This window comes from Kitasatospora sp. NPDC127121, from assembly GCF_042677305.1.
Taxonomy (GTDB): domain Bacteria; phylum Actinomycetota; class Actinomycetes; order Streptomycetales; family Streptomycetaceae; genus Kitasatospora.
This window is the reverse complement of sequence record NZ_JBHXTQ010000028.1, coordinates 52721-65436: the sequence shown is the minus strand read 5'-3', so window position 1 is coordinate 65436 and position 12716 is coordinate 52721. Positions and strand designations below refer to the sequence as shown.

Here is a 12716-nt window from a genome sequence, read left to right as displayed (position 1 = left end):
TCCCGGACCGGGTGTGATGACGGTCACGGGGAGGTCCCGGTGTGCACCCGGCCGGGCGTCGGCGCGAGATGATGGGACGAGGTGCCCGCTCCCGGGACGCCGCAGCCCTCGTGTGAACCCTCGTGTGAAGGTAGTCGGTAATGGCGCAGATCAACCCCAGCATCCTGTCCGCGGACTTCGCCCGGCTCGCCGACGAGGCCGAGGCCGTCAGGGGCTCGGACTGGCTGCACGTCGACGTGATGGACAACCACTTCGTCCCCAACCTCACCCTGGGCGTCCCGATCGTCGAGTCGCTCGCCCGCGCCACCGACACCCCGCTCGACTGCCACCTGATGATCGAGGACCCGGACCGCTGGGCCCCCCAGTTCGTCGAGGCAGGCGCCGGCTCCGTCACCTTCCACGTCGAGGCCGCCGCCGCGCCCGTCCGCCTCGCCCGTGAGATCCGTGCCAAGGGCGCCCGCGCCTCCATGGCCCTCAAGCCGGGCACGCCCATCGAGCCGTACGAGGACCTGCTGCCCGAGCTCGACATGCTGCTGATCATGACCGTCGAGCCCGGCTTCGGCGGCCAGGCGTTCCTCGACATCATGCTGCCGAAGATCCGCCGCACCCGGGAGCTGATCGCCAAGCACGACCTGGAACTGTGGCTCCAGGTCGACGGCGGCGTCTCCGCCGGCACCATCGAGCGCTGCGCCGAGGCCGGCGCCGACGTGTTCGTGGCCGGCTCGGCGGTGTACGGGGCCGAGGACCCGGCCGAGGCCGTGCGCAAGCTGCGGGAGCTCGCGACCAAGGCCTCGGCGGACGCCTGGTGGGCCTGCGGGCACTGAGCCCTGAGTCCGGGCGGAGCGGTGTTCAGGGGCCCGGGCCAGCCGTCGTCCAGGGGCGGCGTTCCGGGGCCCGGCCCGGGGAGGGGTGGAGGATCCACCGGCCGTCAGGGATGATCGTTGGCGAACGCCCCTCGCCCGGCCCCTCTCCGCACGGTGGTGGAACCGCACATGAGCAACCTCGACCGCAAGCCCTCCCCGACCACCTGTGGCCGCGAGGCCGACACCGGACCGGTCAAGGACCTGCTGACCGGACGTCAGGTCCAGCTCGGCGAGAGCACGATGGTCCGCCGCCTGCTCCCCAACCTGGGCCGCCGGATGGTCGGCGCCTGGTGCTTCGTCGACCACTACGGACCCGATGACATCGCCGACGAACCCGGCATGCAGGTCCCGCCCCACCCCCACATGGGCCTCCAGACGGTCAGCTGGCTCCACCAGGGCGAAGTGCTGCACCGCGACAGCCTCGGCAGCCTCCAGACCGTCCGCCCGTACGAACTGGGCCTGATGACCTCCGGCCGGGCGATCTCCCACTCCGAGGAATCCCCGCGCCCGCACGCCCGCTACCTGCACGGCGCCCAGCTCTGGGTCGCCCTCCCGGACGCCCACCGGCACACCGCCCCCACCTTCGAGCACCACGCCGACCTGCCCGTCGTCACCGCCCCCGGCCTGCGCGGCACCGTCATCCTCGGCACCCTCGACACCGCCACCTCGCCCGGCACCGCCTACACCCCCCTCGTCGGCGCCGACCTCGCCCTCACCGAGGGCGCCGACCTCAAGCTCCCGCTCGTCCCCGACTTCGAGTACGCCGTCCTCTCCATGTCCGGCAGCGTCGACGTCGACGGCGTCCGCGTCGAACCCGGCTCCATGCTCTACCTCGGCTGCGGCCGCCCCGAACTCCCCCTCCACGCCCGCACCGACGCCGCCGTCCTCCTCCTCGGCGGCGAACCCTTCGACGAGCAGATCCTCATGTGGTGGAACTTCATCGGCCGCACCGGCGAGGAGATCACCCGGGCCCGCGAGGACTGGATGTCCACCGCCCGCTTCGGCGACGTCCACGGCTACGCCGGCGACCGCCTGCGCGCGCCGGAACTCCCCGCCCTCCCGCTGAAGGCGCGGGGGCGCGTGCGCTGACCTGGTGAAACGCGTTCGTGAGGCGCGCGCTGGTTGGGCGGGAGGGTCCTGCGGGATGCCACGTCGACTCGCGCGTTCGGGGCGGCGCGGCAGCCTTCAATCGGACCGATGCTGACCTTTTGCCGCCTTTGCTGACGAGCTGTCAGCGGACCCGTCGGGTCCTCCTGAGGCCACGGCGCATGGGGCCGGGCGATCTGTCCGTACCGCGCGCTCGCGCGATGATCGACGCCCGCGACCGCCACATCATGTGACTTGCATCACGGCTTTTGTGGAATCTCATCATCCGATTGCTTGCATCTGCAATTCGATGAATACCGAAAACCGGCCCGTCCATCTACGGCCCTGTAGTCGCCACGCGGTGCACCGGCCCGGAAATCGGCTATTACCGATCGGTAGAGCCCGGATAGCGTCAACACATGCCCGATTCTGTCCGATCGTCACGCCATGGTGAGAGCGGAACCGGTGTCGCTGCGAGGTCCGCGGGCACTGCTGGAACTCACCGGCAATGCCATTCCCATCGGCACGTGCAGTACCGGGTTGAGACATCTGCGGTGCAAACCGCTTTCACGGAGGAGTACCTTTTTCAGCGTCAAGAAAGCGCAGCCCCGGCCATGGTCTGTCCACCGTCGGCCGGGGCCCGGAGCGGAGGAGTGTCATGCACTGCTACGCCCTCACGGGGCGGTTGATGCGTCCCGTGATCACCACCGAACGTACCAGTGTCCCGCTGCCGGCCCGAAGGCCGTCCGGCTTTGATTACTGGCGAGTTTCGGTCTCCCTCGGCTCGGTCGCCCCGGCCGCGACTGTGCCACTGGCATGTGCCGACAGACGGGCGGGGTGGCGGTTCGCCGGAATCGGCGCTCTGGTCACCGCCGCCGGTCAGGCGCGATGCCGGTTCCGGCGGCTGCGGCTGCACCCGTAGCAGGGCGGTCGGGGGGCGTCCGCCGCGGCGGATGCCCCCCGGTCCGTCGGCCCCGGGGGCGCCGCGCGCCGCGGCCCGCCCCCGGGGGTGGAAATACCGCCGAGGGAGAGAGAAAAGAGCGGGTGAGGATGGCGGGATGGGTGACGGTGGTGTGTGCGCTGCCGTCGTGCGGAGAGGTGTTCAGGCGGCCGGTCAGGGCTGGGCGACCCCGGCTGTACCACCGGGTGGCGTGCCAGAAACAGGCGCAGAGGCTGCGGGACGCGGCCAAGGGGGCGGCGCGCCGCCCCGCCCGGGCGGCCGGGGGCTGGGGGCAACTGGTGGCGGAGGACGTGCACGCGGGTGCCGGCCGGCTGCTGGAGGCGCAGGCGCGCCGGGCGCCGTTGACGGTGAGGCTGGCGTGCGCGCGGGCGCTGCGGGGTGACGCCGACCACTATGTGGCGGCCGTCGTCCGCGATGCACGGGCCGACGGGATGGAGTGGGGGGAGATCGGGTCGGCGCTGGGCGTCCAGCCGGACTCGGCCCGGCGCCGGTGGACCCTGCGGCGGGTGGAACAGCAGCTGAGCCGGCGTTCGAACCGGCAGGCCCCGCCCGCGCCGGGGACCGCTTCGGGCGCGGCACCGGCCGCGCCGGCACCGGCCTCGGCGGGGGAGCCGGAGCCGGATTCGGGACCCCGTGCGGGGCTGCTCGCCGCGGCGCTGACGGCGCTGCAGGAGCGCAGCAGGGTGAGCCCGCAGGCCGCCGCGGAGCTGGCCGGGTGCTCGCCGTCGTACGTCTCGCGCATCCTCGCCGGGGACCGGGTGCCGACGTGGCCGGTCCTGCAGACGCTGGCGCGGGCCTTCGGCGGGGTGCCGGAGGAGCTGCGGCTGCTGTGGGAGGTGGCCCAGGGCGCCGAGCGCCCGGGGCGGGTGTCGGTGGCGGGTGCCGCCGACCAGATGCTGCGGGCGATCCGGGGCCTGCACCTGGCGGCCGGGCAGCCCGACGCCGAAGCCGTGTGCGCCCTCGCCCGGGGGGTGTCGGCGGAGCTGGTGCGATCGGTGCTGGCGGGCGAGACCGTGCCGGACTGGCCGGTGGTCAGCCAGCTGGCCGCGGCGCTGGGCGGGCACCCGGGCGACCTGCGCCCGTACTGGGAACGCATGCACTACGCGGCGCTCGCGGCCGTCTACTCCGACGAGTTCGGACCGTCCGGGTGCTTCGCGCGCTCGGCGGCGCCGGAAGGGGGCGAGGACCGTGACGGGGGCTGAGGCGGTGGGCCTGGACGCGTTCGTCCAACGCCGCCGCGGCCTGTACCGGGGGTACGCGGTGGCCCGGCTGGGCCGTACGCCCGCGGCCGGCGAGGTCGTCGACCATGTCGTGGAGGCACTGGTGGCGTGCTGGCCTCGGCTGGTGTGCGAGCGCAGCCCTGCGGCCGGAGCGTGGGTGTTGGTGCGCGAGGCGGTGTCCCTGCACTGCCGGATGCCGTACGGCCAGGACGGCGAGGACGTGCTGCACCGCCTGCTGCCCGTCGCGGCGGCCGACGCCGCCGTCCTGCACTACCGGCTGGGGATGCGACTGACCGAGGCCGCGGACCTGATGGGCGTCGAACCGGCGGCTGCGGCCGGGCTGGTGCTCGCCGCCGAGCGGGGGCTGCCGCGCGCCCTGGTCGGCGAACTCGCCTTCGGCCCCGGAAGGGCGTGACCGAAGGGGGCGGCTCCGGCGGGCGTGGAGTGAAAGGGGTGGCGCGGGATTTCGTACCTGCGCCACCCCTTCGCTCAGGTGCGCCATAACATCCGCCCGGAGTTCAGCCTTACGGGTTCCGAGACCCTTTAACAACCTGGCGCAGTGTCATGTAGCGCTCTAGCATGGGCACTTCGATCAAGGGGCCGAGCCAGGGGTGGTCGCGTTGGAACCGGATGCGGAAATCGTTTCTCCCGTCACCTACGATCCGGCCGTTCCGAGCGTGGCCCGCATGTACGACCTCCTGCTGGGCGGGCACGCGCACTTCCAGTCCGACCGTGACGGGGTGCGCGATCTGCTGAAGGTCGCACCGAGCAGCGTCGAGGTCGCGGCGATCAACCGGGCGTTCCTGGTGCGCACGGTGCAGACGCTGGTGCGTGACTACGGGGTGCGGCAGTTCATCGACCACGGCTCGGGCCTGCCGACCCAGCGCAACGTGCACCAGATAGCTCAGGAGATCGACGACAGCTGCCGGGTCGTGTACATCGACAACGACCCGATGGTGATGCACACCGGCCGAACCCTGTTGGCCGGGAACCCGAACACGGCCGTCGTCCACGCCGACATGCGCGACACCGACGAGATCTTCTCCAGCAAGGCCGTGCAGGACCTGATCCTGCCCCGGGTGCCGACGGCGGCGCTGTTCGTCTCCGTCCTGCACTGCATCCCGGAGAAGGGATCCGTCCCGCCCGCGCGGCTCGTGCGCCAGGTCCGTGATCGGCTGCCCGCCGACGCCCCCGCCTACATGGCCATCTCCCAGCTCGTCAGCCCCCATCTCGACGTCCGCCGGCGGATCACGGACCTGATGGCCGACCTCACCCAGCGCCATTGGGGGGAGGTCCGTACGGAAGAGGACGTGGTCGGCTACTTCGAAGGCATGGAGATCCTCGACCCCGGTGTGGTGGAGGTGTCGCAGTGGCGTCCCGACCCGACCGCTGCCCGGACGGCGCAGACGAGCGACGAGTGGACGGAGTTCGGCGGCGTCGCCAGGGCTCACTGACCGGGGCGGCGCATCCTGCCCCGGTGGATCCCGATCGCCTCGTCGATGAGCGCCAGGCCGACCTCGTAGTCGGCGACGTGGAACAAAAGGGTGTTCAGCAGGTCCGCGTAACGCTCGACGTCCGGGTCCTTGCTCAGGTAGATGGCCCCGATGCCGGGGCCCTCGACGTAGACGACGTCGCTCGGGCCGCCGTACTCGAAGGCGAGGTGGGTGAAGGCCCCCGACGGCGGGGTCAGGTCCGCGGTGAACGGCAGGATCGCCACATGCACGTTCGGCCGCCGGCTGAGCTCCTTGAGGTGCTCCAGCTGCCCGATCATGACCTCGGGGCCCCCGGTGTTGCGGTACAGCACGCTCTCGTCCAGCAGGGCCACGACCGTGCGGTCGGCGTCGTCCAGCAGCCGGGTGCGGTCCATGCGCTGGCTCACCCGGCGCTCGATCTCCTCGGCGGGGGCCCGGGGCAGGCCGGCCTTGATCATCCGCCGCGCGTAGGCGCACGTCTGCAGCGGCCCGGGCACCACTCCGCCCTCCCAGTACTGGATGCGGGCGGACTCGACCTCCAGCCCGATCATGCGCCTGAACCAGCCGGGTGTGATGTCGGCGTACTCGGCCGCGAACGGTCCCGCCACGACTCGTTCCAGAAGCACGTCGACGTGCGCGCGGACCTCGGGGCCGACGCCGTAGATCGTGATCAGGTCGTTGACGTCCCTCTTGGAGGGGGTGCTCTCCCCGCGCTCCATCCGGCTCAGCTTCGACGCCGACGCCCGGATCCGGGGAGCGACGTCCGACAGACGCAGCCGCCGCTCCTCCCGCAGCGACCGCAGCACCGTGCCCAGGACCTTCGCCGCGCCCACCGGTCCGCTCCAGTGGAGCTTGCGTACCTCGTCGCCGTCCGGGTCGCTCGGCGTGGGACGGTCCGGGAGGGCGGGCATGCGGGACTCCTGGGGGCGCGGTTTCGGGAAAGCACTATCCCACGGCGCCCATCCCGCATACCCGCCGTTCTATAGATCCCACGGAATCGGGCCGATCAGCGGTGGAACACGTGATCGAAAGCCCTGTTCTCCATGGCCCAGGCGAAGGCCTCGGCCTCGCCGCGGTTGAAGACCAGGGCGGGCCCTTCCTTGTCGCGGGAGTTGCGGAAGGCGACGGCGCCGTCCGGCAGCGGTCCGACTTCGACGCAGTTCCCCACCTCGCGACTGCTCGGGCTCTTCACCCATTCCACGTCCAGCGAATCGGCGCGGACCCCGTTCTCCGGCATTTCGACAGTCATTCGATTCTTCCCCTTCCCATCGCACGGACATGCGGACGGCCGAGGCCGTTTGCAATCCCATTTGCAATTGCAAATGCCCGGCCCGGGAATGCTAGCGGCAGCCGACTCGAACGCGGTGTCCTCCAAACGGGTGTCGTTTTTCGGGCCTCGCCGTACCACCCCCGGGGCGGTTGCGGCCCGTGACGGGCGGGAAACGTTGCGCAGACACCCGCCGCACCCCAGCACCGGAGGACACCCGTGATCGGGCCCCAGGACCACGCCCATCCGCGCTTCGACCGCGACCTGGCCCTGGGACTGGGGGTGCCCAGAGCAGCGGCCCGACACCTGCCCGGCACCCCGGACGCCGCCACGGCGGCCCGCGACTTCGCCCGGGCGACCGTCGCCCACTGGCGCACGCCCGTCACCGCGCAGGCGCTCGACGAAGCCGTCGAGGACCTGCTGCACGGCTTCGAGCTGCACGGCTTCGAGCTGCACGGCTCCGAGCGCGAAGAGGGATGGCTCAGCCTCGTCGAAGCCCCCGACGCCCTCCTGCTCGTCCTCACCCCGGCCCACTCGCCACCCGCCGAAGGGGCTGCCGACGCATTACGGGCCACGCCGGACGCCACCTCCACCGGCACGGCGGCCGAACACTGGACCAGGATCCCCTTCCCCGGCAGCCCCCGCACCCACAGTGCCCCGCCGCTGGCCGCAAGCAGGTGACCGCGACGCCCGGCCACGAGTCGGGACCGGAGCCTTGCTGCCAAGACGACGACTATGAAAGCGAGTTCAACCCGGAACCGAAGGGGGCCAGGCCCATGGACGCGGCGGTGCGTATCGCGCAGCGAGAGGACGCGGACGCGCTGCTGGCGCGCAGCGCGCTGGCCGTTTCTGTCCGCAAACTGGGGCACCGGAGGGGACCGGCGCCCCAGTCGCTCTCGTCGTTCCTGCGGCGGGTCGCTGGTGCAGCCGATCTTTCCGGCGGCTGCCCGAGCCCGAGGGGGTGTTAGCTGCCGTCAATGCCTCGCGGGGTGCCCGGCATGTTGAAGGTGAGGTTGGAGAAGTCTCGTCCCTGGACGATCGTTCCGTTCTGCGTTCCGCCGCTGATGGTGTTGTGGACGGAGCTCGTGGAGGCGGCCGTTGTCTGGGCCCACCATTCATCGAGAAGCACGCGGAAGTCCGGGTCCAAGGCGGCTCGTACGCCGAGGGCGGTCGCCAACGCCTGGGCTCGTCCGGGGTCGGCGGGCACCGCCTCCAGGGCGGCGACTTCCACCTCGCCTGAGCTGATCCCGGGCAACTCCTCCTGCTCTCCGCCACGGCGGAAAGGCCGCCTCACCAGTGCGGACAGCCCCTGCCATGCCTGGCGTCCGGCCTCGCCGGCGACGCTGCCCGCCAGTGCTGTGAGGGCGGCGGCGGTGATCGGATCCAAAGTGGTGCTCCTTCGGTCATTGGTGTCGGTCGTTCACACCATAGGGAGAGCCGGCCGGGGAGGCACAGGTTTCTCCTCGCGGGGGCCTGCGGATCGGCGAGACTCGGCCGCGTGAGGTGTGGCGGACTCGGCTTTGTGGGCCTCGTGTGGCATGTCCCGCTCGTATCGATCGAACCGTCGTCTTCCGGGCGGTCCTTCCAGTAACGTGACCTCGTTGGCGATCCGGAGAGGCGGTGGGCTGCGTGAACGGGCCGGAGGGCGCGGAGCACCCCGTGCCACCGCACGTGGTCAACAGCCTGCCAGGGACCGTGCACGGCCAACTCGCGCAAGTGGGCAGCGTCCATGGCGGCATCACCTTCAACTACCACTCGGCGCCGTCCCCGGGGCCGGGGACGGCGCGCCAGCGCCCCGACCAGGTGCCCCGGCCGCCGCGCCGCTTCGTCAACCGTGAGTGGGCGCTCGCTGAGTTGGACAGGGCGTTAGCGGGCGGGGAGGACGCCCAGGGATGTCCCATCGGAGTGTTCAGTGGTCTTCCCGGCATCGGGAAGACCGCCGCTGCCCGCCAGTGGGCCCACCGTCATCAGGAACGCTTTCCGGGCGGCCAGTTCTATGTGGACTTCGGGGCCTTGGGTGGCGGTGCCAGCGGGGATGTCTCAGAGGCGCTGGCGATGTGCCTGCGCGGTCTCGGCGTGTACGACCCCTATCTACCAACCAGGCTTGCCGACCGTGCGGCGCTCTACCGCACCCTGTCGGCGGACCGGCGGATGCTGGTGGTACTCGACGATGTCAGCCACCCGGCCCAGGTCACTGCCCTACTGCCGCAGGGAGCCAGCAGCGCGGTGCTCGCCACCAGCACCTGGCGGCTGGGGGAGCTCGCCCTCGACGGGGCGGCGCTACTCCAGCTCGACGTGCTTGACCAGGAGAGCTCGCTGGAACTGCTGGCCGCACTCTGCGGGGAGCGGCGAGTCGAGACCGAGCCGGAGGCCGCGGCCGAACTGGTCAGGCTGTGCGGCGGCTTGCCGATGGCGGTGCGGCTGTGTGCCGCCCGCTTGGTGACCCACCGGCGATTGACGATCGGTTCGTTGGTCGGTGAACTGGCCGACGAGCAGAACCGCTTCCGTCGGATCGCCGAGTCGTCCGGCCACGAGGAGCGCACCATGGCGGCAGCACTCGAACTGGTCTACCGGGGCCTCCCCACCACCGGTGCAGGGGTCTACCGGATCCTGGGCTGCCTTCCCAATCGGGCTTTCGACACCGCGCTGGTGGCGCTGGCCTCCGGGTACTCCCGGGAGGCTGCGCAGGAGGCACTGGACACCCTCGAAGCGGCGAGCCTGCTGACCGGGACCGAAGACGGACGGTACGTGATGCACGGTCTGGTCCGACTCCATGCGCGGGACATGGCCCGTCGGCTCGACCCGCCCGGCACGGAGCGGGAGGTGGTCCGCCGGGTCAGCGGTCACTACCGCGCCCTGGCCGTCCTGGCAGATCTCGCCGTACGGGCCGATCGGTTGAGGATCACCGAGCCCGCCGAGGTCCTCGGAACCAGTGGCTCCGGAGCGGACGCCGACGGCGCCGGGCCGTTCGGGACAACGGGAAGCCCCCGGCAGGACGCCCTGGACTGGCTGGAAGCCGAACGAGGTGACATCCTCGCCGTGATCAGGGCTGCCGGGACGTTCGGCTTCGACCGCCAGGTGTGGCAGCTGGCGGAGGTGTTCACTGTGCTCTTCCTGCATCACCGACACCTGGCGGACTGGCGCGAATCCCTGGAACTGGGGGCTGCCGCCGCGGCGCGCGACGGGCAGCCGGCGGCCGAGGCCAGGCTGCGCAGCCTGCTTTCCCGGCCGCTGCTCGACCTGGGTCGGGACGACGAGGCGTGGACGCAGTTGGAGGCTGCCGACCAGCTGGCAGTGGAGTCGGGCCACCTCGTCCTCCAGGCCTCGGTGCAGGAGTTCCTGGGACGGTACTGGGACCGGCATGATCCGGCTCGCGCGATCGACGCGTACCGTGCCTCGCTCGCGCTCAACCTCCAGGCCGAGGAAGGGCGCGGGGCTGCCCTCGCCCGCTACTTCCTCGGCTGTGCGCAGAGCGTCGGCGGCGATCATGCCGCCGCCCTGGCCGGTCTCGCCTTGGCCAGGGAGGACCTGCTCGCCCGGGGCGACGCGCGGATGGCGGCGCGGGCGCTGGCGGACCTGGGGCGGACGAGGGCGCGGCTCGGGGATCGTGCCGGGGCAGTGGCCGATCTGCGGCAGGCGGTCATCGGCCTGCGCGAGGAGGAGGCGTCCCACTACGAGGCGCGGGCGCTTGAGGACCTCGCCGACCTGCTGGACGACCCGGCCGAGGTGCGGGACTGCCTGCGCAGGGCGCTCGCGGTCTACGAGGAAGGCGGCAGTCCCCGGGCGGCGGAAGTCCTGTCCCGACTCGCCAGGGGCTGATCGACTGCTGCCGGGTGGTGCGTCCGGAGCAGCAGCTCCTGACCGAGGGTTCCGCAACGCAGCGTCACTGCGATGCCGTCCGGTGGTACCCCGAGGCGCAGACAGGTGTATACCGCCGCGGCAGCCGCTCCCGGGTCAGGGCACGGTCTGGCGGTGGCGGTGGCGGTGGCGGTGGCGGTGGCGGTGGTGACCTCGACTGTACTGCCGCCGCGCAGGCCGACCAGGCACCCGTTCTCGGCCGACACCGCGGCCAGCCTCGCGCCGGGGAAGTCGGTCAGCAATTCGGTGATCCGCCGCCGACCGTCGCCGGCGGCGAAGACTGACGAGCGGGTCAGGATAGTGGTGGCACTCTCGGTGAGTCGAGTGTCCGGCTCGTCCACGTCGCAGGCCAGATGCCGGAACGAGTCCGCCGTCTCCGCCAGCTCACCGACCAGCGCGGCCGGGAAGCGGCGCAAGTCCACCTCGATCGCGTCGTTCCGGCGTTTGGTGATCGTGGTGTGGACCAGCAGGGAACAGGGCGGTGCCGCGCCCAGGGCCGGCAGCGGAAAGGCACGGGCGGTACGGGGGGGCTGCTTGGTCCGGGCCAGGCCGAGCAGGTGGTAGACCGTCTCGCGGAGCCGGGGGAGTGCCTCGCCGGGGGCGGCGAACGCCTCGGAGGTGACCTGTTCGTAGCGGCCCGGGCGGTGATCGGCGAGTGCCGCCTCAAGTTGTCCGGGTAGGGGCCGCGCGGTGTCCAGCCGGGGTGCGGCCGTACGCAGAGCCCAGCCCGCCGTGCCAGGGACGGCCTCGGAGCCGAAGGCGGCGAGCAATACGGGGCGTCCGATCGCTGCTCCGTACATGGTCACCGAACCGTGGTCCCCGATCACCAGATCCGAGGCGACCAGGGCTTGCTGCCAGCCGTTCGTCGGGTCGATGGTGGTCAGTCCGGCCTCCACCGCGGTTCGTTGGAGGACACCAACCTGCCAGGCGCCGTGCCCGGACCACACGTTGGGGTGCAGGACGAGGGCGACCCGGTACTCGTCGGCCGGTAGCTGGGCCAACAACTCGGCGGGCAGACCCGGGTGGCGTCCGGCCAGTGACTCCGTGCCCCAGGTCGAGGTCACCAGCACCAGGCGTTGGCCCGGCAGGACGCCCAGGGCGGACCGGTATCGTTCGCGCCATCGGCCGCTGGCGAGGAGCCGGTCGTAGCAGGGGTCGCCCACCAGGACGGTTCTGCCCGCCGTGCCGGGGTGGAATGACGCCAGCTGGGACTCCTGGGCGGGGTGGGACACCGCGAGCCAGGCCCGGCGGGCCGCCAACAGTGCGTCCGGAACCAGACCGGACAGACGGGTGCCCGCGCTGGCCGAGTCGGGGACCTGCTTCTGGAAGCCGATGCCATGGGGCAGGACCAGGATCGGGTAGTCGCCCGGTGGGACGGTGAGGTTCTCGGAAGCGGAGATCACCAGGTCGGGATCGCACTCGGCGAGTTGCGGCCAGGGCATGGTGCGGCAGCGCAGTGAACGGAGCAGGTCGATGACACCGTCGTTGAAGGCCGACGTCGGGTCGTAGCCGAAGACCACGGTGATCCGGGCGTCGTCGTGGAGTATCTCGGGAACCACGTCCAGGACGCGCACGAGCGAGGTGACTGTCCGCGCGGCCACGACCACGGTCCGTTCGCCATCGAAGGTTCGCCAGCGGTCGGCACCCGCCCCTACGGGGACGTGAATGCGCTCATCGGGATCCATCGTGCACCTCCGCTTGACCGCAGGATCCCACAGAGCCGTTCAGGCGGCTCGCGGCTCGCGGCTCGCGGCTCGCGGCTCGCGGCTCGCGGCTCGCGGCTCGCGGCTCGCGGCTCGCGGCTCGCGGTATTCTCCCTACCCCATAGCGGAATGTAGAGCAACCGTTTCACCTCCCTGCTGCCAGAAGCGCGCGACGCCGGGCCATGAACAGGCTCCGTTCAGGTGGCCAGCCTATCTGCTCCAGGGAAACGTGCTGGTCAGGGGCATGGAGGTCTGAGTTGGCGCGGACGGTACCGATGTCAGGGCT

At 71.6% G+C, this 12716-nt stretch carries 11 protein-coding genes; 7 read left to right on the top strand and 4 right to left on the bottom strand.

The features are described from left to right. The first annotated feature begins 140 nt into the window (after nucleotides 1–140). The 5 genes from rpe to ACFVHI_RS16550 all read left to right on the top strand — a co-directional run bounded on the left by rpe (nucleotide 141) and on the right by ACFVHI_RS16550 (nucleotide 5584). Nucleotides 141–824, top strand: coding sequence for a ribulose-phosphate 3-epimerase (rpe, locus tag ACFVHI_RS16570; RefSeq protein ID WP_063346714.1), 684 nt, complete (start codon nucleotides 141–143; stop codon nucleotides 822–824). A gap of 168 nt (nucleotides 825–992) precedes the next feature. Then, nucleotides 993–1952 (top strand): pirin family protein, encoded by a 960-nt coding sequence (locus ACFVHI_RS16565; protein ID WP_380339803.1) that lies wholly within the window; start codon nucleotides 993–995, stop codon nucleotides 1950–1952. 1143 nt (nucleotides 1953–3095) lie between these two features. Then, complete coding sequence (locus tag ACFVHI_RS16560; protein ID WP_380339801.1) at nucleotides 3096–4112, top strand: helix-turn-helix domain-containing protein; 1017 nt, start codon at nucleotides 3096–3098, stop codon at nucleotides 4110–4112. Further along, nucleotides 4099–4545 carry a hypothetical protein gene (locus ACFVHI_RS16555; RefSeq protein ID WP_159398358.1) on the top strand — a complete coding sequence of 149 codons (447 nt, stop codon included), beginning with the start codon at nucleotides 4099–4101 and terminating at the stop codon, nucleotides 4543–4545. Before ACFVHI_RS16560 ends, ACFVHI_RS16555 begins: the two co-directional genes overlap by 14 nt. 196 nt (nucleotides 4546–4741) lie before the next feature. Next, entirely contained in the window at nucleotides 4742–5584 is an 843-nt protein-coding gene (locus tag ACFVHI_RS16550; RefSeq protein WP_380339798.1) for an SAM-dependent methyltransferase, read from the top strand. Here the strand turns inward: ACFVHI_RS16550 and ACFVHI_RS16545 are convergent. Further along, a complete protein-coding gene (locus tag ACFVHI_RS16545) occupies nucleotides 5578–6513 on the bottom strand; it encodes a helix-turn-helix domain-containing protein (protein WP_380339795.1) in 936 nt (311 codons plus the stop codon). The two genes, ACFVHI_RS16550 and ACFVHI_RS16545, sit on opposite strands and share 7 nt — an antisense overlap. A gap of 95 nt (nucleotides 6514–6608) precedes the next feature. Continuing rightward, complete coding sequence (locus ACFVHI_RS16540) at nucleotides 6609–6851, bottom strand: DUF397 domain-containing protein (RefSeq protein WP_380339792.1); 243 nt, start codon at nucleotides 6849–6851, stop codon at nucleotides 6609–6611. 237 nt (nucleotides 6852–7088) lie between these two features. Here ACFVHI_RS16540 and ACFVHI_RS16535 point away from each other — a divergent pair, with 237 nt between their 5' ends. After that, nucleotides 7089–7550, top strand: coding sequence for a hypothetical protein (locus ACFVHI_RS16535; protein ID WP_380339790.1), 462 nt, complete (start codon nucleotides 7089–7091; stop codon nucleotides 7548–7550). 283 nt (nucleotides 7551–7833) lie between these two features. On the opposite strand, the gene ACFVHI_RS16530 is transcribed toward ACFVHI_RS16535, so the two are convergent. After that, the gene (locus ACFVHI_RS16530) at nucleotides 7834–8256 is read right to left on the bottom strand and encodes a hypothetical protein (RefSeq protein WP_380339787.1); all 423 of its coding nucleotides are present in this window, start codon (nucleotides 8254–8256) and stop codon (nucleotides 7834–7836) included. Nucleotides 8257–8528: 272 nt separating this feature from the next. Here ACFVHI_RS16530 and ACFVHI_RS16525 point away from each other — a divergent pair, with 272 nt between their 5' ends. Next, nucleotides 8529–10688: an NB-ARC domain-containing protein gene (locus ACFVHI_RS16525; RefSeq protein ID WP_380339784.1), complete on the top strand. Its 2160-nt coding sequence runs from the start codon at nucleotides 8529–8531 to the stop codon at nucleotides 10686–10688. Here the strand turns inward: ACFVHI_RS16525 and ACFVHI_RS16520 are convergent. After that, nucleotides 10628–12328: a CDP-glycerol glycerophosphotransferase family protein gene (locus tag ACFVHI_RS16520; protein ID WP_380339781.1), complete on the bottom strand. Its 1701-nt coding sequence runs from the start codon at nucleotides 12326–12328 to the stop codon at nucleotides 10628–10630. The two genes, ACFVHI_RS16525 and ACFVHI_RS16520, sit on opposite strands and share 61 nt — an antisense overlap. Nucleotides 12329–12716: the final 388 nt, after the last annotated feature.

Coding starts and splice junctions, on each gene's coding strand:
- ACFVHI_RS16540 (WP_380339792.1), bottom strand. CDS start 6,851: ATGACTGTCGAAATGCCGGAGAACGGGGTCCGCGCCGATTCGCTGGAC.
- rpe (WP_063346714.1), top strand. CDS start 141: ATGGCGCAGATCAACCCCAGCATCCTGTCCGCGGACTTCGCCCGGCTC.
- ACFVHI_RS16545 (WP_380339795.1), bottom strand. CDS start 6,513: ATGCCCGCCCTCCCGGACCGTCCCACGCCGAGCGACCCGGACGGCGAC.
- ACFVHI_RS16565 (WP_380339803.1), top strand. CDS start 993: ATGAGCAACCTCGACCGCAAGCCCTCCCCGACCACCTGTGGCCGCGAG.